At 67.0% G+C, this 18,706-nt stretch carries 15 protein-coding genes and 1 pseudogene; 8 read left to right on the forward strand and 8 right to left on the reverse strand.

The window, feature by feature from the left end:
- Positions 1-65: 65 nt before the first annotated feature.
- From OOK38_RS13400 to OOK38_RS13410, 3 genes are all read right to left on the reverse strand, one after another.
- Positions 66-1,328: an MFS transporter gene (locus tag OOK38_RS13400; protein WP_266760588.1), complete on the reverse strand. Its 1,263-nt coding sequence runs from the start codon at positions 1,326-1,328 to the stop codon at positions 66-68.
- Between the two features lie 78 nt (positions 1,329-1,406).
- Entirely contained in the window at positions 1,407-2,489 is a 1,083-nt protein-coding gene (locus tag OOK38_RS13405) for an inositol-3-phosphate synthase (protein ID WP_266760586.1), read from the reverse strand.
- 43 nt (positions 2,490-2,532) lie between these two features.
- Entirely contained in the window at positions 2,533-3,216 is a 684-nt protein-coding gene (locus OOK38_RS13410) for a PadR family transcriptional regulator (RefSeq protein ID WP_266760584.1), read from the reverse strand.
- A 374-nt stretch (positions 3,217-3,590) separates the two neighbouring features.
- Between OOK38_RS13410 and OOK38_RS13415 the strand changes: the two genes are divergently transcribed.
- Together OOK38_RS13415 and OOK38_RS13420 are read left to right on the forward strand one after the other, a co-directional pair.
- A complete protein-coding gene (locus OOK38_RS13415) occupies positions 3,591-6,326 on the forward strand; it encodes a transglycosylase domain-containing protein (protein ID WP_266760582.1) in 2,736 nt (911 codons plus the stop codon).
- Positions 6,327-6,447: 121 nt separating this feature from the next.
- Entirely contained in the window at positions 6,448-7,956 is a 1,509-nt protein-coding gene (locus OOK38_RS13420) for a glycosyltransferase family 87 protein (protein WP_266760580.1), read from the forward strand.
- Between the two features lie 90 nt (positions 7,957-8,046).
- On the opposite strand, the gene OOK38_RS13425 is transcribed toward OOK38_RS13420, so the two are convergent.
- The 3 genes from OOK38_RS13425 to OOK38_RS13435 all read right to left on the reverse strand — a co-directional run bounded on the left by OOK38_RS13425 (position 8,047) and on the right by OOK38_RS13435 (position 10,803).
- Positions 8,047-9,078, reverse strand: coding sequence for an alanine racemase (locus OOK38_RS13425; protein WP_266760578.1), 1,032 nt, complete (start codon positions 9,076-9,078; stop codon positions 8,047-8,049).
- Between the two features lie 128 nt (positions 9,079-9,206).
- Positions 9,207-10,328 carry a peptidoglycan bridge formation glycyltransferase FemX gene (gene femX / locus OOK38_RS13430; protein ID WP_266760576.1) on the reverse strand — a complete coding sequence of 374 codons (1,122 nt, stop codon included), beginning with the start codon at positions 10,326-10,328 and terminating at the stop codon, positions 9,207-9,209.
- A gap of 163 nt (positions 10,329-10,491) precedes the next feature.
- Positions 10,492-10,803 (reverse strand): hypothetical protein, encoded by a 312-nt coding sequence (locus tag OOK38_RS13435; protein ID WP_266760574.1) that lies wholly within the window; start codon positions 10,801-10,803, stop codon positions 10,492-10,494.
- 288 nt (positions 10,804-11,091) lie between these two features.
- On the opposite strand from OOK38_RS13435, the gene rpsF reads away from it, so the two are divergent.
- The 4 genes from rpsF to rplI all read left to right on the forward strand — a co-directional run bounded on the left by rpsF (position 11,092) and on the right by rplI (position 12,834).
- On the forward strand, positions 11,092-11,382 hold the full coding sequence (gene rpsF, locus OOK38_RS13440) for a 30S ribosomal protein S6 (protein WP_017240415.1): 291 nt from the start codon (positions 11,092-11,094) through the stop codon (positions 11,380-11,382).
- A gap of 77 nt (positions 11,383-11,459) precedes the next feature.
- On the forward strand, positions 11,460-12,074 hold the full coding sequence (locus OOK38_RS13445) for a single-stranded DNA-binding protein (protein WP_266760571.1): 615 nt from the start codon (positions 11,460-11,462) through the stop codon (positions 12,072-12,074).
- 58 nt (positions 12,075-12,132) lie between these two features.
- On the forward strand, positions 12,133-12,369 hold the full coding sequence (gene rpsR / locus OOK38_RS13450) for a 30S ribosomal protein S18 (RefSeq protein ID WP_003949403.1): 237 nt from the start codon (positions 12,133-12,135) through the stop codon (positions 12,367-12,369).
- Positions 12,370-12,387: 18 nt separating this feature from the next.
- A complete protein-coding gene (rplI, locus tag OOK38_RS13455; RefSeq protein ID WP_266760569.1) occupies positions 12,388-12,834 on the forward strand; it encodes a 50S ribosomal protein L9 in 447 nt (148 codons plus the stop codon).
- Between the two features lie 152 nt (positions 12,835-12,986).
- On the opposite strand, the gene OOK38_RS13460 is transcribed toward rplI, so the two are convergent.
- On the reverse strand, positions 12,987-14,324 hold the full coding sequence (locus tag OOK38_RS13460; RefSeq protein ID WP_266760567.1) for an MATE family efflux transporter: 1,338 nt from the start codon (positions 14,322-14,324) through the stop codon (positions 12,987-12,989).
- Positions 14,325-14,783: 459 nt separating this feature from the next.
- On the opposite strand from OOK38_RS13460, the gene dnaB reads away from it, so the two are divergent.
- Positions 14,784-16,259 carry a replicative DNA helicase gene (gene dnaB, locus OOK38_RS13465; protein WP_266760565.1) on the forward strand — a complete coding sequence of 492 codons (1,476 nt, stop codon included), beginning with the start codon at positions 14,784-14,786 and terminating at the stop codon, positions 16,257-16,259.
- Between the two features lie 104 nt (positions 16,260-16,363).
- Here the strand turns inward: dnaB and OOK38_RS13470 are convergent.
- Positions 16,364-16,854 (reverse strand): annotated as a pseudogene (locus OOK38_RS13470) (dihydrofolate reductase family protein).
- A 354-nt stretch (positions 16,855-17,208) separates the two neighbouring features.
- Here OOK38_RS13470 and OOK38_RS13475 point away from each other — a divergent pair.
- Positions 17,209-18,594, forward strand: coding sequence for a serine hydrolase (locus OOK38_RS13475; protein ID WP_266760564.1), 1,386 nt, complete (start codon positions 17,209-17,211; stop codon positions 18,592-18,594).
- The last annotated feature ends 112 nt before the right edge of the window (positions 18,595-18,706 follow it).

Consider the following 18,706-nt stretch of genomic DNA (forward strand, 5'->3'; position numbering starts at 1 on the left):
ATAAGCTATCGGGACCCTGTGACAACGCAGTAGTCGGGATTGGCTCTGTGGCACTCATGTGACACTTACTGACGTTCAAAGCTGGTCATAGTGGCCGCAATTGACGCGTAGACCGCCGCCACGGTCACGACGAGGGAAACCGACCGTCCGTCAGAAGGCAGTATCAGAGCGGCCACTGCGGCCGCCCCGACGAAAGCGACGTTGAAGAGCACGTCGTAAACGGAGAAGATTCGGCCGCGGAAGCCGTCGTCGACGGAGGACTGCACGATCGTGTCCGTGGCGATCTTCGCGCCCTGCGTGGTCACGCCCAGCACGAATGCGGCCATCAGCATGGGCGCGGGGGCGAACGGGAGACAGAGCGCGGGTTCCAGGATCGCGGCGGCTCCGGCACATACGGCGATCCAGCGGCCGGAGCCCAGTCGCCCCGCAGCCCAGGGCGTCACCACGGCCGCCACGAAGAAGCCTGCTCCGGAGACGCCCACGGCCAGCCCCAGGAGCGCCAGCCCGTCGTCCGAGCCGGCTGCCCAGGCGTAGCGGCAGAGCATCAGCACCATGACCGTCAGAGCGCCGTAGCAGAAGCGCATCAGCGTCATGGCCATCAGAGCCCAGGCCGCCTCCCGCCGTCGGCGCTCCGCGAGATGACGTACGCCCGCCGCGAGGCCTCGCGCGGTGCCGGCGAGGGCAGTGGCCAGATGAGGGTGGACCAACTCCTGTTCGGGCCCGAGGAGGTCCGGGGCGATGCGCAGGGAGGCGAGGGCCGCGCAGAGGTACAGCGCCGCTCCTACGAGGACCACCGCCGCGTCGGAGTCCGCGACGACCAGCCGTACGGCGAACGCGAGACCTCCGCCCAGAGTCGCGGCGAGCGTTCCGGCGGTCGGTGAAAGGGAGTTGGCCAGCACGAGACGGTCCGCGTCGACGACACGGGGCAGTGAAGCCGAGAGCCCGGCCAGGACGAATCGGTTGACCGCGGTGACGGAGAGAGCGGAGGCGTAGAAGAGCCAGTCGGGGACGTCGCTCAGGATCAGAACCGCGGTCACGCATGCCAGCGTCGTGCGCAGCAGGTTGCCGTACAGGAAAACCTGCCGACGCCGCCAGCGGTCCAGCAGGACACCCGCGAAGGGACCGATGAGCGAGTACGGGAGCAGCAGCACCGCCATCGCGGAGGCGATCGAGGCCGCCGAGGTCTGCTTCTCCGGTGAGAAGACCACGTAGGTGGCCAGCGCGACCTGATAGACGCCGTCGGCGCCCTGGGACAGCAGCCGCACGCCGAGCAGGCGCCTGAATCCCTGGAAGCGCAGGAGGACGCGCAGGTCACGCACGACGGCCATGGGGCACAGCCTCACATACGAGGAGGGTCCCCGGGCGCAATGCCCGGGGACCCTCAACAGCAAGCACGAAGCTGTGCTTTAGCGCTCGACCTCGCCCTTGATGAACTTCTCGACGTTGGCGAAGGCCTCGTCGTCGAAGTACTGGACCGGCGGGGACTTCATGAAGTAGCTCGACGCGGAGAGGATCGGGCCGCCGATACCGCGGTCCTTGGCGATCTTCGCGGCGCGCACGGCGTCGATGATGACACCGGCCGAGTTCGGGGAGTCCCAGACCTCGAGCTTGTACTCCAGGTTCAGCGGGACGTCACCGAAGGCGCGGCCCTCGAGGCGGACGTACGCCCACTTGCGGTCGTCGAGCCAGGCCACGTAGTCCGAGGGACCGATGTGGACGTTCTTCTCGCCCAGCTCACGGTCGGGGATCTGCGAGGTGACGGCCTGCGTCTTCGAGATCTTCTTGGACTCGAGGCGGTCGCGCTCCAGCATGTTCTTGAAGTCCATGTTGCCGCCGACGTTGAGCTGCATGGTGCGCTCAAGACGGACACCGCGGTCTTCGAACAGCTTCGCCATCACGCGGTGCGTGATGGTCGCGCCGACCTGCGACTTGATGTCGTCGCCGACGATCGGGACGCCCGCCTCGGTGAACTTGTCCGCCCACTCCTTGGTGCCGGCGATGAAGACCGGGAGGGCGTTGACGAAGGCGACCTTGGCGTCGATGGCGCACTGGGCGTAGAACTTCGCCGCGGCCTCGGAACCGACGGGCAGGTAGCAGACGAGGACGTCGACCTGCTTGTCCTTGAGGATCTGGACCACGTCGACCGGCGTCTCGTCGGACTCCTCGATGGTCATGCGGTAGTACTTACCGAGACCGTCCAGGGTGTGACCGCGCTGGACCGTGATGCCCTTGTTCGGGACGTCGCAGATCTTGATGGTGTTGTTCTCGCTGGCACCGATGGCGTCGGAGAGGTCGAGACCGACCTTCTTCGCGTCGACGTCGAACGCGGCGACGAACTCGACGTCACCGACGTGGTAGTCGCCGAACTGGACGTGCATCAGGCCGGGGACCTTGGTCGCCGGGTCGGCGTCCTTGTAGTACTCGACGCCCTGAACCAGCGAGGCGGCGCAGTTGCCCACGCCGACGATGGCTACGCGAACCGAACCCATTCCGGTTGCTCCCTGTGTGTATCGGTGAAACCCCGGATGGGTCTCACGTGGCGGTGTCGTCGGACGGATCCGGCCGGGTGCTGTCCCGGTGCCGGGGCAGGCCGCCCGTCTCTCCAGATGTGATGTCCTGCTGAGCGGAGCCTTCGGAGGCGGACTGCTTGATGTCCCGTCCGGCCCGCTCGCTCTCGATGAGCTCGTTCAGCCAGCGCACTTCGCGCTCCACGGACTCCATTCCGTGGCGCTGGAGCTCAAGCGTGTAGTCGTCGAGGCGCTCCCGGGTGCGCGCCAGCGAGGCGCGCATCTTCTCGAGGCGCTCCTCCAGACGGCTGCGGCGACCCTCCAGTACGCGCATGCGTACATCGCGTGACGTCTGCCCGAAGAAGGCGAAGCGAGCAGCGAAGTGCTCGTCCTCGTACGCGTCGGGACCCGTCTGCGCGAGAAGTTCCTCGAAGTGATCCTTACCTTCGGCCGTCAATCGATAGACGATCTTGGCGCGACGCCCTGCGAGCGTTGCCGTGAGGGCGTCTTCAGGTGTGGATCCTGCTTCCTCGATCAACCAGCCGTTGGCGACCAGCGTCTTGAGGCAGGGGTAGAGCGTTCCGTAACTGAAGGCACGGAACACGCCCAGTGACGTATTGAGTCGTTTGCGCAGTTCATAGCCGTGCATCGGGGACTCGCGGAGCAGGCCGAGTACAGCGAACTCGAGAATCCCGGAACGCCGGCTCATCGTCGCCTCCTCCCTGTCGCTGCCTCGTCGGCACGGTCTTTATGTCGTGCTGATGTATCGACTCGATACATCAGCACGATAGAACGCCCCTGCGGTTGCGACAAGAGGGGACAGGGTGAACGGCGTCACATCACTGATTCATACGAAGCAAGTTGCCTGATTTGGGGTGAACTTCGGTGCTAGGCAGGTTTTGACGGTGCGTAGTCTGTGCGGCATGCACACCACCGGGAACCGAGTGACGCCTGAGAACGTCAACGTCTTCGGTGCAGTACGGGTGAATGCGCTAACGACCGCATCCGTACTTCGGGGGGACCGGAAACCAGCCGCCGTTTCCAGGCGCGCAAAGGTGCGCCTGCCCGAGGAGTAATCGTTCGATGAGCGAGCACCGTCGCAAACCGCCGCAGCCGCAGGGTGGCGGACGTGCCGCGGCCCGGCGCGGCCAGCCACAGCCCGGGCCGTCCGCAGGCCGCCGGGAGACACCGCGAGGCGCCACCGGGTCTCCTTCCGATTCCTATGACTCGGGGGGCGCAGAGAGCCCGTTCAGCAGCCGTGCCGAGGCACGGCGGGCCACACAGAGAGGGAGCGGCGGAGGTCGGCGCAGAGCCGCCGACGGCGCGGGACACGGTGGCCCCGGAGGAGGGGGCGGCCGACGTGGTGGTCCTCCGGGCCCGAACGGGCCAGGACGCGGCCGAGGCCGCGCTCCCGAGCCTGCCCGCAAACGCATCATCGACTACCCGCGCGCCGGCAAGTACGGCGCCGCGCGCTGGGTGCCGTCCTGGAAGCTCGTGACGGGCCTGTTCATCGGCTTCTGCGGCAGCCTGGTCGCGGCCGCTAGCGTCGCGTACGCACTGGTGGGCATCCCGGAGGTCGGCAAGACCGCCAACGCGCAGAACAACGTCTACTACTGGGACGACGACACCCAGATGGTCGCCTCGGGTGGTGAGACCAACCGCCAGATCATCAGCTACGCGCAGATCCCCAAGGAGATGCGGTGGGCCGTCATGTCGGCCGAGAACAAGACGTTCGAGACCGACAGCGGCGTCGACCCGATGGGTATCGCCCGCGCCTTCGTCAACATGGCCAAGGGCGGTCAGACGCAGGGTGGCTCCACCATCACCCAGCAGTACGTGAAGAACGCGATGCTGGAGGACCAGTCACAGACGGTCTCGCGCAAGCTCAGGGAGCTGTTCGTCTCCATCAAGGTCGGGGCCAAGATGCCCAAGGACGAAATCATGGCCGGCTACCTGAACTCCGCGTACTACGGGCGCAACGCCTACGGAATCCAGGCCGCGGCGCATGCCTACTTCGACGAGCCCGCCCAAGAACTGGACGCGAGCCAGTGTGCCTTCCTGGCGGCGGTGCTCAAGGGTGCCACGTACTACGACCCGGCAGGGGCTGTGTCGATCGACCCGGCCGCCACGGCTGATGCCAACCGTAAGCGCGCCGAGGATCGCTGGCGGTGGATTCTCAGCGAAGAGGTCAAGGACGGCCGCCTGACCCAGGCGGCTCGGGACAAGTTCACCAAGTTCCCCAAGATCAAGAGCCCGCGGTCCAATGCCGCGCTGAGCGGGCAGGTCGGCTATCTCGTCGACCTGGCCAACTCGTACCTGATTCAACACAGCGACGAGACCGGGATCTCGGAGACCAGGCTTCGGCAGGGTGGCCTCGAGATTCACACGACCTTCAACAGGAAGAAGGTCAACGCGCTCGAGGCCGCGGTGAAGAAGGTACGGAAGGCCAACATCAAGGAAAAGCTGCGACCGAAGACGGACAAGTATGTCCAGTTCGGCGGAGCCTCCGTGGACCCGGCCAGTGGTCAGATCAAGGCCATCTACGGCGGTGAGGACGCGACCAAGCACTTCACCAACAACGCCGACCAGACCGGCGCCCAGGTCGGTTCGACGTTCAAGCCCTTCGTCCTGGCGGCCGCCATGTCCTGGGGTGCCAAGAACCCTGATGGGGACCAGGAGCAGGCGCAGGACGAACGCACCATCGTCTCGCCGAAGAGCTTGTACAGCGGTAAGAACAAGCTCAAGATCAAGGACTACAACCACACCGACTGGACGGACGACAAGGGCAGGGAGTGGCTGCAGCAGAACGACGGCCAGCGGTCCTACAACCCGCCCAGCTACAAGATCGACCTGCGTGAGGCGATGCGGGAGTCCGTCAACTCCGCCTATGTCCAGCTGGGCATGGATGTCGGCCTGGACAAGGTCAAGGAAGCCGTCCTGAGCGCGGGCATCAAGGAGTCGAGCCTCGCCAGTTCGAGGTTCCCGTCGTTCTCGCTCGGTACGTCATCCCCGAGCGCGATCCGTATGGCCGGTGCGTACGCCACCTTCGCGGCCAGCGGCAAGCAGCGGGACCCGTACTCGGTCGAGAAGGTGACCGACAAGAACGGCATGGTCTTCCAGCACGACAAGATCGCGAAGACCAAGAACGCCTTCACCCCGCCGGTCGCCGACAACGTCACCGACGTCCTGAAGACCGTGGTGGAGAAGGGCACCGGCACCAACGCGCAGCTGAGGGGCCGTGAGGTGGCCGGCAAGACCGGTACGACCGACGGCAACAAGTCCGCTTGGTTCGTCGGATACACCCCGCAGCTGGCCACGTCGATCGGCATGTACCGCCTGGACGACGACGAGACCAAGAAGAACCGCGAGTTCCTTCAGATGTACGGCACGGGTGGCGAGAAGACCATTCACGGTGCCTCGTTCCCGTCTCAGATCTGGCGGGACTACATGGAGGTGGCGCTCAAGGGCGAGAAGGCGGAGCCCTTCCCGAAGCCCGAGGACATCGGTGTGGTCCTCAACGACACCCCGAGCCCGACGCCGACGCCCTCGGTCACCGAGAGCGCGTCCGAGAGCCCGACGCCGACTCCCACCCCCAGCGAGACCCTGACGTCCCCCTCGCCCTCGCCGAGCGAGACCTGCAGGAAGTTCGACTTCGAGTGCCAGAACACCGGTGGGACCGACACCGGCGGTACCGATACGGGTGGCACCACCGACGGAGGAGTGAGCGCCTCACCGACGGAATCCGCCTCTACCGGGACCACTAGAGGCAACGGCAATGGCAGCAATAGCGGAGGCCTCTTCGGAGGCCCGGGCGGATAGCAGCCGCCTCCGTGTGTGTTTCACGTGAAACACACCGTTTCACGTGAAACGAGGGCCGCCACACCGACCGGGTGGGGCGGCCCTCGGCCTATTCCTAGACGCGTACGGCAGGATGTGCGGCATGCCCAGTGCAGAGACGACGCGAGCGAGCGTGCACGAGCCGGAGCTGGTGCGGCCGACCAAGGATGACGAGGTCGCCGCCAGCGGCAGTGAGCTGATCGGCGGCCCCATCGGGCGGCGGGCCCTGCTCGGGACGTCCTGGTGGACGCCCGTGCGGGTCGTCGCGCTGATGGCGATCGGCATGTTCGCCCTCGGTATGGTCCAGAAGCTGCCTTGCTACGACGGCGGCTGGTTCTTCGGAGCCAGCTCGCAGTACACGCACGCGTGCTACTCGGACATCCCGCACCTCTACCAGGGGCGGGGATTCGCCGACGGCCTTGTGCCGTACTTCGACAAGATCCCCGGCGACATGGAGTACCTCGAGTACCCGGTGCTGACCGGTGTGTTCATGGAGGTCGCGGCCTGGCTCACTCCGGGCAGCGGAAGCATCCAGGACCAGGAGCAGATCTACTGGATGGTCAATGCGGGGATGCTGATGGTGTGCGCGGCGGTCATCGCCGTATGCACCGCGCGTACCCACCGTCGTCGGCCCTGGGACGGCCTCCTGGTCGCTCTCGCGCCCGCCTTCGCGCTCACGGCCACCATCAACTGGGATCTCCTCGCCGTGGCCCTGCTGGCCGCCGCGATGCTCATGTGGTCGCGGGGGCGTGCTCTGGCGTTCGGCGTCCTGATCGGGCTCGCCACGGCCGCCAAGTTCTACCCGTTCCTGGTGCTCGGGCCGCTCTTCCTGCTCTGCTGGCGGGCCGGCAAGTGGCGTGAGTTCGGAACGGCGCTGCTCGGGGCCGTCGGTGCCTGGCTGGCCGTGAACCTTCCGGTCATGTACTTCGCGCCCGAGGGGTGGGCGAAGTTCTACAGCTTCAGCCATGACCGTGGCGTCGACTTCGGTTCGGTCTTCCTGTTCATCTCGCAATGGCTGAAGATCACGATCACCCCCGACGCCGCCAACGCGTGGGCGCTGATCATGATGCTGATCATCTGTGCGGGTCTGAGTGCCGTCACGCTCACCGCCCCGCGCCGCCCCCGCTTCGCTCAGCTCGCCTTCCTGATCGTGGCGGCCTTCATCCTCACGAACAAGGTCTACTCGCCGCAGTACGTGCTGTGGCTCGTCCCGCTCGTCGCGCTGGCCCGGCCGCGCTGGCGGGACTTCCTGATCTGGCAGGCGTGCGAGGTCGCGTACTTCCTGGGCATCTGGATGTACCTCGCGTACACGACCAGTGGGGACGCCCACAAGGGCCTGCCGACCGATGGATACCAAGTCGCCATCGCCGTCCATCTGTTGGGGACGCTGTACCTGTGCGCGGTGGTCGTACGGGACATCTTCATGCCGGAACGCGATGTGGTGCGCCGAGCAGGGGACGACGATCCGTCCGGCGGGCTGCTGGACGGCGCCGAGGACGTCTTCGTTCTCGGGGCGGCCGCTCATCCGCCGCGGCACGCCGCCCACTTCGACGGGCTCCCCCAGGTCGACTGGGGCGGCTCGAGCGCGCCGCCCGAAGACCGTTCGCTCTGAGCGAACAGGGTGGGGAAGACGTACGAAAAAGGCCGTACACGGTTTCCGTGTACGGCCTTTCGGCTGGGGCGGAGAGGCTGAACCCGGGGCTCAGCGCTCGACGACGCGGTCGAACTGCGTGGTGGTGTGCCGCAGATGGGCCACCAGTTCGTCGCCGACCTTCGGCTCCGAGGCGTCGGAGGGCACAAAGAGGATCGAGACCTGCATGTGCGGGGGCTCGGCGAACCAGCGCTGCTTGCCCGCCCAGACGAACGGAGAAAGGTTCCGGTTGACCGTCGCGAGGCCGGCGCGTGCGACGCCCTTGGCGCGCGGCATGACGCCGTGCAGCGCCTTGGGGGCCTCCAGGCCCACCCCGTGCGACGTACCGCCTGCCACGACCACGAGCCAGCCGTCTCCGGCCGCCTTCTGCTGCCGGTAGCCGAAGCGGTCGCCCTTGGAGACGCGGGTGACGTCCAGGACGGCCCCGCGGTACTCGGTGGCCTCGTGGTCCCCCAGCCACAGCCGCGTGCCGATACGCGCGCGGAAGTGGGTCTGCGGGAACTGCTGCTGAAGGCGCGCGAGTTCCTCGGCCTTGAGGTGGCTGACGAACATCGTGTGCAGGGGCAGGCGGGCCGCACGGAGACGGTCCATCCAGCCGATGACCTCCTCGACGGCGTCCGAGCCGTCGGTGCGGTCCAGCGGCAGGTGGATCGCGAAGCCCTCGAGCCGGACGTTCTCGATGGCGGAGTGCAGGTGAGGCAGCTCCTCCTCGCTCACGCCGTGCCGTTTCATCGAGGACATCACCTCGATGACGACACGGGCGCCCACAAGGCCGTACACGCCGTCGATGGACGATACGGAGCGGATGACACGGTCGGGCAGCGGTACGGGCTCCTCGCCCCGCCTGAACGGCGTCAGGACCAGCAGATCGCCGCCGAACCAGTCCTTGATCCGGGCTGCCTCGTACGTGGTGCCGACCGCGAGGATGTCCGAGCCCAGGCGGGTGGCCTCGTCCGCGAGCCGTTCGTGGCCGAAGCCGTAGCCGTTGCCCTTGCAGACGGGGACCAGCCCCGGAAACTGCTCGGACACCTGCTTGTGGTGTGCCCGCCAGCGCGCGGTGTCGACGTAGAGCGTGAGCGCCATGGCCGGTCCCGGAACCTTTCTCGTGGCTGCGGTGTATCAGAGGTATGAAAGGGAATTGTCGCCGATTTGCCGGACCGATGGGGCGATGCCGGGCTGGAACAGCGGCTCGGCATGCGGATCGGTACGGCTCAGCGGCGCGACATGTAGATGTCGAGCGCCTTGTGGAGCAGCTTGTTGAGCGGGAAGTCCCACTCGCCGAGGTACTCGGCGGCCTCTCCGCCCGTGCCCACCTTGAACTGGATCAGGCCGAAGAGGTGATCGGTCTCGTCCAGCGAGTCGGAGATGCCACGCAGGTCGTAGACCGTGGCTCCCAGGGCGTACGAGTCGCGCAGCATGCGCCACTGCATCGCGTTCGAGGGCCGGTGCTCGCGCCCGATGTTGTCCGAGGCGCCGTAGGAGTACCAGACGTGTCCGCCGACGACGAGCATCGTCGCGGCCGACAGGTTCACTCCGTTGTGACGCGCGAAGTAGAGCCGCATGCGGTTGGGGTCCTCGGTGTTGAGGGCCGTCCACATGCGCTGGAAGTACGACAGCGGGCGGGGCCGGAAGTGGTCGCGCACAGCGGTGATCTCATACAGCCGCTGCCACTCCTCCAGGTCCTGGTATCCGCCCTGGACGACCTCGACGCCCGCCTTCTCGGCCTTCTTGATGTTGCGGCGCCACAGCTGGTTGAAGTTCCTGTGGACCTCTTCCAGGGAGCGGTTGGCGAGCGGCACCTGGAAGACATAGCGGGGCTGGACGTCGCCGAAGCCGGCACCGCCGTCCTCGCCCTGCTGCCAGCCCATGCGGCGCAGCTTGTCGGCGACCTCGAAGGCGCGCGGCTCGATGAAGTCGGCCTCGATGTCGCGCAGGCGCTTCACGTCCGGGTTCTGGATGCCGCCCTTGATGGAGGTGGCTTCCCAGCGCCGGATGATCACCGGCGGGCCCATCTTCACCGAGAAGGCGCCCTGCTGCTTGAGGTGCGCGAGCATCGGCTGCAGCCAGTCGTCGAGGTTCGGCGCGAACCAGTTGATGACCGGGCCCTCGGGCAGGTAAGCCAGATAGCGCTTGATCTTGGGCAGCTGGCGGTACAGCACCAGGCCGGCGCCGACCATCTGGCCGGTCCTGTCGTCGAACCATCCGAGGTTCTCCGAGCGCCACTCGGCCTTCACGTCTGCCCAGGCGGGGACCTGCATGTGACTAGCCGCGGGCAGGCTCTGGATGTATGCCAGATGCTGCTCTCGGCTGATGGTCCTCAGGGTCAGGCTCATTCGGGGCGCTCCTCGGGCTGGTGTGTCCCCATGGGTACAGGGGCTCCGGCTCTCGCGCCGAAGCCTACTGCGCCCTGCGAGCGCCCCGTCTGGCCGTATGGAACCTGGACCCCGGGGACGGCGTGTGAAGCGTTCCGAGGTCAGGGGAAAACGGACGTTCGACTCAGATCACACCGCCAAAGAGGCCGCCGTGAGCCAGGCCGAGGTAGAAACCGACGCCCGAGAGGCCGAGTCCCACGATCAGTCCGAAGCGCTCCCGGGTCGTCTCGGAGATGAACTGTCCGTAGGCGCCGGCCAGGATCCCGACAAGACCGGCCCAGGAGCTGAGCAGGTGGAGGCTGTCGAACATCGACGTGACGAAGGCCAGGACTCCGCACACCAGGGTCACCACGAGCAAGGTGTCCTGGAGCGGATGAGGCTTGCCGTCCGTGGCGAAGAGTGAGCCGGTGGTGTTGGGTCGCAATACCTGTGCCATAGGGCACCTCCTGCGGAAGGCGGCGCATCGTAGCGCCATACACACCCGATGTGTACAGATTGACGGCCAACCCGGCCGGATTTCAACCGGAAGCCGGTGTGCAGGTAGTCTGTACCCTCTGCACCGGTGTCTGCCCAGGCTCATGGCCAGGTCACGACAGGGATTGCCGCTCGGTTCACCGATCGGCGGACCCGATTGTCAGTGGCGGCCGATACCGTTGCGAACGCATCACAACCCTCCTGCCACGGAACGACCGTGGCCGCTGAGTCCAAAGGAGGTGGGTTCCACATGCGTCACTACGAAGTGATGGTCATCCTCGACCCCGATCTGGAAGAGCGCGCTGTCGCCCCCCTGATCGAGAACTTCCTCTCCGTTGTCCGTGAGGCCAACGGCAAGGTCGAAAAGGTCGACACCTGGGGCCGTCGTCGTCTCTCGTACGAGATCAAGAAGAAGCCCGAGGGCATCTACTCGGTCATCGACCTGCAGGCCGAGCCTGCGGTCGTCAAGGAGCTCGACCGCCAGATGAACCTGAACGAGTCGGTCCTCCGGACCAAGGTCCTCCGTCCCGAGACCCACTGAGCTTTCCAGCTCAGCTGATCTCGGGCATCGAGTAGCAGCACCAGCAGCCAGCAGCAAACCCGCCGAGAGGTTCCCCCATGGCAGGCGAGACCGTCATCACGGTCGTCGGCAATCTTGTCGACGACCCCGAGCTGCGCTTCACCCCTTCCGGTGCGGCGGTCGCGAAGTTCCGTGTCGCGTCCACTCCCCGCACCTTCGACCGTCAGACGAATGAGTGGAAGGACGGCGAGAGCCTGTTCCTGACCTGCTCGGTCTGGCGTCAGGCGGCGGAGAACGTCGCCGAGTCGCTTCAGCGAGGCATGCGCGTCATCGTGCAGGGCCGGTTGAAGCAGCGGTCCTACGAGGACCGTGAGGGCGTCAAGCGCACGGTCTACGAGCTGGATGTAGAGGAAGTCGGCGCCAGCCTGAAGAACGCCACGGCCAAGGTCACCAAGACCACGGGCCGAGGCGGACAGGGCGGTTACGGCGGCGGCGGTGGCGGCGGCCAGCAGGGCGGCGGCTGGGGCGGTGGCTCCGGCGGTGCTCCGCAGGGCGGCGGCGCTCCTGCCGACGATCCCTGGGCAACCGGCGCTCCCGCCGGCGGCAACCAGGGTGGCGGCGGTGGCGGCGGTGGCGGCTGGGGCGGAAGCTCCGGCGGCTCCGGCGGCTCCGGCGGTTCCGGCGGCGGCTACTCGGACGAGCCCCCCTTCTAGGCCCTCAGGGCCGAGGGTGGGCCGTACTCCCACTTCTTGATCACACAGGAGATACACCATGGCGAAGCCGCCTGTGCGCAAGCCGAAGAAGAAGGTCTGCGCGTTCTGCAAGGACAAGGTCACGTACGTGGACTACAAGGACACGAACATGCTGCGGAAGTTCATTTCCGACCGCGGCAAGATCCGTGCCCGCCGCGTGACCGGCAACTGCACGCAGCACCAGCGTGACGTCGCCACGGCTGTGAAGAACAGCCGTGAGATGGCGCTGCTGCCCTACACGTCCACCGCGCGATAAGGGAAGGGTGACCGACAGATGAAGATCATCCTCACCCACGAGGTCTCCGGCCTCGGTGCCGCGGGCGACGTCGTTGACGTCAAGGACGGTTACGCTCGCAACTACCTGATCCCGCGGAACTTTGCGATCCGCTGGACCAAGGGTGGCGAGAAGGACGTCGAGCAGATCCGTCGTGCTCGCAAGATCCACGAGATCGCGACCATCGAGCAGGCCAACGAGATCAAGGCCCGCCTCGAGGGCGTCAAGGTCCGTCTGGCCGTTCGCTCCGGCGACGCCGGTCGGCTCTTCGGTTCCGTCACCCAGGCCGACGTCGCTTCGGCGATCAAGGCTTCCGGTGGCCCCGAGGTCGACAAGCGCCGCATCGAGCTGGGCTCGCCCATCAAGACCCTGGGCGCCCACGAGACGTCCGTGCGTCTGCACCCCGAGGTTGCCGCCAAGGTCAACATCGAGGTTGTCGCTGCCTGAGTGCAGCGCTCGGCATAGCTGAGAGAAGGGCCGCACCCCTCGGGGTGCGGCCCTTCTGTGTCTCACGAGCGCGCTCTCTCGCGTTCTCCATGGATGACCGGGCTCGTCGTTTCACGTGAAACCCTCGTTTCACGTGAAACGGTCGGCGTATGTCAGCGCGTCGCGCCCGTGACGATCCAGCGGCCCGAGCGAGAGCGTAGCCACAGCGTCAGCATCCGCACGGTCATCATCAGCGTCATCGCTCCCCAGAGCGCGGTCAGCCCGCCACCGAGGAGGGGAACGAGCAGGGCGACGGGGATGAAGACAGCCAGCGTGATCAGCATCGCCCAGGCCAGGTAGGGCCCGTCTCCCGCACCCATCAGGACGCCGTCCAGGACGAAGACGATCCCGCAGATCGGCTGGGAGACGGCCACCATCACCAGAGCCGGCAGCGCCGCGTCCTGCACGCCCGAGTCGCTGCTGAACAGCGGAAGGAACAGGGGACGAGCCGCTAGGACCAGCAGACCGAGCACGACTCCGGTGACGACACCCCACTGCACCATGCGGCGACATGCCTCACGGGCGCCCTGGGCGTCGTCGGCGCCGAGATAGCGCCCGATGATGGCCTGGCCCGCGATGGCGATGGCGTCGAGCGCGAAGGCGAGCAGGCTCCACAGCGACAGGATGATCTGGTGTGCCGCCATGTCGGCGTCCCCGAGCCGGGCGGCGACAGCCGTGGCGATCAGCAGGATCGCCCGGAGCGACAGCGTACGGACGAGAAGAGGAGCTCCGGTCTGAGCACTGGCTCGGATCCCGGTGGCATCCGGCCGCAGGGAGGCGCCGTGCTTCCGGGCTCCGCGGATGACGACGTTCAGGTAGACGGCGGCCATGCCGCACTGAGCGATGACGGTGCCCCAGGCGGAGCCGGCGATGCCGAGATCGGCGCCGTAGACAAGGACGACGTTGAGGACCGCATTGGCGACGAAGCCCCCGATGGCGACGTACAGAGGGGTCTTCGTGTCCTGGAGTCCGCGCAGTACTCCGGTGGCGGCCAGCACGACGAGCATGGCGGGAATGCCGAATGCCGAGATCCGCAGATAGGTCGTCGCGTACGGAGCCGCGGTGTCGGAGGCGCCGAACAACTCCATGAGGGAAGGCGCCGTGGGCAGGGCGACGGCTATGACGACCGCGCCGATGAGCAGGGCGAGCCAGATGCCGTCCATGCCCTGGCGGATCGCGGCGCGCAGATCGCCGGCGCCGACTCGGCGGGCGACTGCGGCCGTCGTGGCATAGGCGAGGAAGACGAAGACTCCGACGGCCGTCATGAGGAGGGCCGAGGCGATGCCGAGTCCGGCCAGCTGAGCCGTACCGAGATGACCGACGATCGCGCTGTCGGCCATCACGAAAAGAGGCTCGGCGACGAGTGCGCCGAAGGCCGGAACGGCCAGCGCGACGATCTCTCGGTCGTGCCGGCGTCGGGCGGCCTTGGGTACCGCGGGAGCCTGTGTCATGAGCACCAATCTAATCTTCCACAGGTAAGAGATGCAATGTGCTAAAGACCCTTACTCTCTGTTGGGTGGGGCGTGTCGCGGCGCACTGTTTGCAGCGATCTTGATCCGACTGGGGAAGTTTTTCTTCTGCACAGCCGGTGGATGGGAAAAGACCAGGTCAGAACAGGTTCCTCGGAAGAGGTGAGGGCTTGTTCACAGGGCTGTCCACCGGGTCGTGCACAGGTTTTGTGGGGTTCTCCACAGCATCGGGGCCGTCGTCCACATGGCCTGTGGATAACCAGATTGGCTGACGGTGCCCGCGGGCCTAACGTGGTGCGGCGCCCGTTCTCTCCTCCGTCCTCGGAAACCACGCAAAACCGACGCGTGAGAACCGGAGTTGGGCAGCTCAGTTGTCAGTGCCGTGCCGTAGAAATTAAGGGCACTGCTAGGTCCGCTCCGCGGACGGGAGGAGGTGGCTCGGTGAGTATTTCCGAGCCCTTGGACGACCCCTGGGCGGACAGTGGTCCCAGTGATCGTCTGCCCTCGTCCCGCCGGCGTGGGAGTGGCGGCCGCGGCCGTGACGAGCAGCACGACCGTGACCGGGACAACGGCTCATGGGAAAGCGGCGGCTCGTCGTTCGAACGGGTACCGCCGCAGGACCTCGACGCCGAGCAGTCCGTCCTCGGCGGCATGCTCCTGTCGAAGGACGCCATCGCCGATGTCGTCGAGGTGCTCAAGGGCCACGACTTCTACCGGCCGGCGCACGAGACCATCTACGGAGCGATCCTCGACCTGTACGCGAAGGGCGAGCCGGCCGACCCCATCACGGTCGCGGCCGAGCTCACCAAGCGGGGCGAGATCACCAAGGTCGGCGGCGCGCCCTATCTGCACACGCTTGTGCAGACAGTCCCGACCGCGGCGAACGCCGAGTACTACGCGGAGATCGTGCACGAGCGCGCGGTCCTGCGCCGCCTGGTCGAGGCGGGCACACGCATCACGCAGATGGGGTATGCGGCCGACGGCGACGTCGATGAGATCGTCAACAGCGCCCAGGCGGAGATCTACGCGGTCACCGAGCAGCGCACCACCGAGGACTATCTGCCGCTCGGCGACATCATGGAGGGCGCGCTCGACGAGATCGAGGCGATCGGATCGCGTTCGGGGGAGATGACCGGCGTACCGACCGGCTTCACCGACCTCGACTCGCTCACCAACGGCCTGCACCCCGGCCAGATGATCATCATCGCGGCTCGTCCCGCCATGGGTAAGTCGACGCTGGCCCTGGACTTCGCCCGAGCCTGCTCCATCAAGCACAACATGCCCAGTGTGATCTTCTCGCTCGAAATGGGCCGCAACGAGATCGCGATGCGCCTGCTGTCGGCCGAGGCGCGCGTGGCCCTGCACCACATGCGGTCCGGCACGATGACCGACGAGGACTGGACCCGGCTCGCCCGCCGTATGCCGGACGTCTCGGCCGCCCCCCTCTACATCGACGACTCCCCGAACCTGTCGATGATGGAGATCCGTGCCAAGTGCCGCCGCCTCAAGCAGCGCAGTGACCTGAAGCTCGTGATCATCGACTACCTCCAGCTGATGCAGTCGGGCGGCAAACGCTCCGAGAGCCGCCAGCAGGAGGTCTCGGACATGTCGCGAAACCTGAAGCTGCTGGCCAAGGAGCTGGAACTGCCGGTGATCGCGCTGTCGCAGCTCAACCGTGGTCCCGAGCAGCGCACGGACAAGAAGCCCATGGTCTCCGACCTGCGTGAGTCCGGCTCGATCGAGCAGGACGCGGACATGGTCATCCTGCTCCACCGCGAGGACGCCTATGAGAAGGAGTCCCCGCGTGCCGGCGAGGCCGACATCATCGTCGGCAAGCACCGTAACGGCCCGACGGCCACGATCACGGTGGCCTTCCAGGGGCACTACTCACGCTTCGTGGACATGGCACAGACCTGATCCGGAGCCGTAGGGTCTCGCGGCTGATGTCGTAATCTCACGGGCCGTGTCGTACCGATGTCGTATACGGCATCACCGTGAGACCAGCGCGTGGGTGCTGCTGCTCAGCGCCTCGTCTCGTACCTGGTCAGGACCACGCCGCCGGGAAACGTCCGCGTCTCCACCAGGTTCTGGTTCACCCAGCTGTCCAGCGCGGTGAAGAACGGCGTGCCGCCGCCCACCAGGACCGGATGGGCGGCGATCGCGTACTCGTCGATCAGCCCGGCGCGCATGGCCGCCCCGGCGAGCGTTGCGCCGCCGATGGTCATCGGGCCGCCGTCCTCGGACTTGAGCCGGGTGATCTCGGCGATCGCGTCGCCGGTGACCAGGCGGGTGTTCCAGTCGACCTTGTCGATCGTCGAGGAGAACACCACCTTCGGCGTGTCCCGCCAGTTCCGCGCGAACTCGATCTGCGCATGGGTGGCGTCGGGCTGCTGGTCGCCGGTCGGCCAGTAGGAGCTCATCGCCTCCCACAGAACAGCTCGTCGTTCGGCGGTCCGCTCCAGCCGATGTCGTCGCCGGCCGCGGCGATGTAGCCGTCCAGGGTCAGGTTCATGCTGTAGATCAGTTCCGCATGACTCAGCCTTCCGTTCGTGGATGTCCGGCGTACAGACCAGCGCGGCGCGGGAAACTCAGCGGTGCGCGATCCGGGCTCGCCGGTAGCCCTCGTGCTCGGGGCTCAGCGTGGTGCACTCGGCCGACTCGGACAAGCCGCCTGATCTCGACCCCGCCCTCGCGAGGAAATACCACGGAATTGAGACTGATCATGGGTGACAAGGCCGTGAGGCAGCCAAGAACGCCCAGGTCACGCAAGATCGACATGTCACGAGCGGCGAGACCCTACAGCCCTGCGGGGCCGCTCCGGGTTAATCCGCTCGACGTTCGGTGGCGGGACGGGTGGACTGGTGTCATGACGACACCCCACGATGATCTCCTTCCCGGCACACGCCGAGCCCTGCTGCACCGTATTGCCGTCGCGCAGAGCGAGGGACGGGCACCGTCCCTCGCCGCGACGGTGGTCCGGGGCGGGAAGGCGGTCTGGAACGGGGCGCGGACCTCGGTGGACGGTCACGGGCCGGACGAGAACGTCCAGTACCGGATCGGCTCCATCACCAAGACCTTCACCGCCGTTCTCGTACTGCGGCTGCGCGACGAGGGCGTCCTGGACCTCGCCGACCCGCTGGAGAAGCATGTGCCCGGCACCGGCGCGGGGGAGGCCACCATCTCCCAACTGCTCGCGCACACCGGAGGACTGGCCGCCGAGTCGCCCGCGCCGTGGTGGGAGCGCACACCGGGCTCGCTGCGTCCCGAACTGTCCGATGTACTGGGCGAGCAGCCGTTCCGGCATCCGGTCGGCCGGCGGCACCACTACTCGAACCCCGGCTACACGCTGCTCGGAGCGCTGGTCGAGGAGCTGCGCGGCGCCCCTTGGGAAGAAGTGCTGCGCCGCGAGGTTCTGGAACCGCTCGGCCTGCACCGTACGAGCGGTCACGCGCAGGCGCCGCACGCGGGGGGATGGGCGGTCCACCCCTGGGCGGACGCGATGATGCCCGAGCCCGCGGAGGACCTCGGGCGGATGGCTCCGGCCGGGCAGCTGTGGTCCACCACAGGTGACTTGGCCCGCTTCGCCGTCTTCCTCATCCAGGGCGACGACCGAGTGCTGAGCGCGGAGTCCGTGAGGGAGATGCGTGCGCCCGCCGCGCCGCCCGAGACCGCGGAACTGGCTGCGGGGTCTTCCTACGGGCTCGCCCTGCAGATCGCGCACCGTGACGGCCGAACCCTCGTAGGACACGGTGGCTCCCTGCCGGGCTTCGTCGCCGGATTGGTGATCAGCGTGGAGGACGACGTGGCGGCGGTGGTGCTGTCCAACTGCACCTCAGGTCCGCCCGTGTTCAGCGTCGCCGCCGATCTGGTGCGGATCGTCGCGGAGGCGGAGCCCCGGATTCCCGAACCCTGGCGCCCGATGACCGAAGTCGACCATGACGTCTTGGAGTTGGCGGGTCAGTGGTACTGGGGGACTCAAGCCTTCGGGCTGCGGCTGCCGGCCGATGGGGGGCTCGTGCTGGGCCCGCTCTCGGGTGTCGGCCGGGGTGCGCGCTTCAGGGCGAACGGGGACGGGACGTGGACGGGACTCGACGGCTACTACGCGGGCGAGCTTCTGCGGCCCGTACGGCGGCCTGATGGCTCGGTGAGCCATCTGGACCTCGGGTCGTTCGTGTTTACGCGTCAGCCGTACGACGAGGAGGTTCCTGTGCCCGGTGGAGTGGACCCTGAAGGCTGGCGAGGCATTCAGTAGGCGACACCGGAGCCGGAGGCGGCCTGTTTCACGTGAAACAGGCCGCCTCCGCTGTGCGGAGAAGCAGCGCGGAGAAGGCCGCCCCCCGGAGTGCCGCTGCGGTGCGTCGCGG

The sequence above is a fragment of the Streptomyces sp. NBC_00568 genome (assembly GCF_026341855.1).
GTDB lineage: Bacteria > Actinomycetota > Actinomycetes > Streptomycetales > Streptomycetaceae > Streptomyces.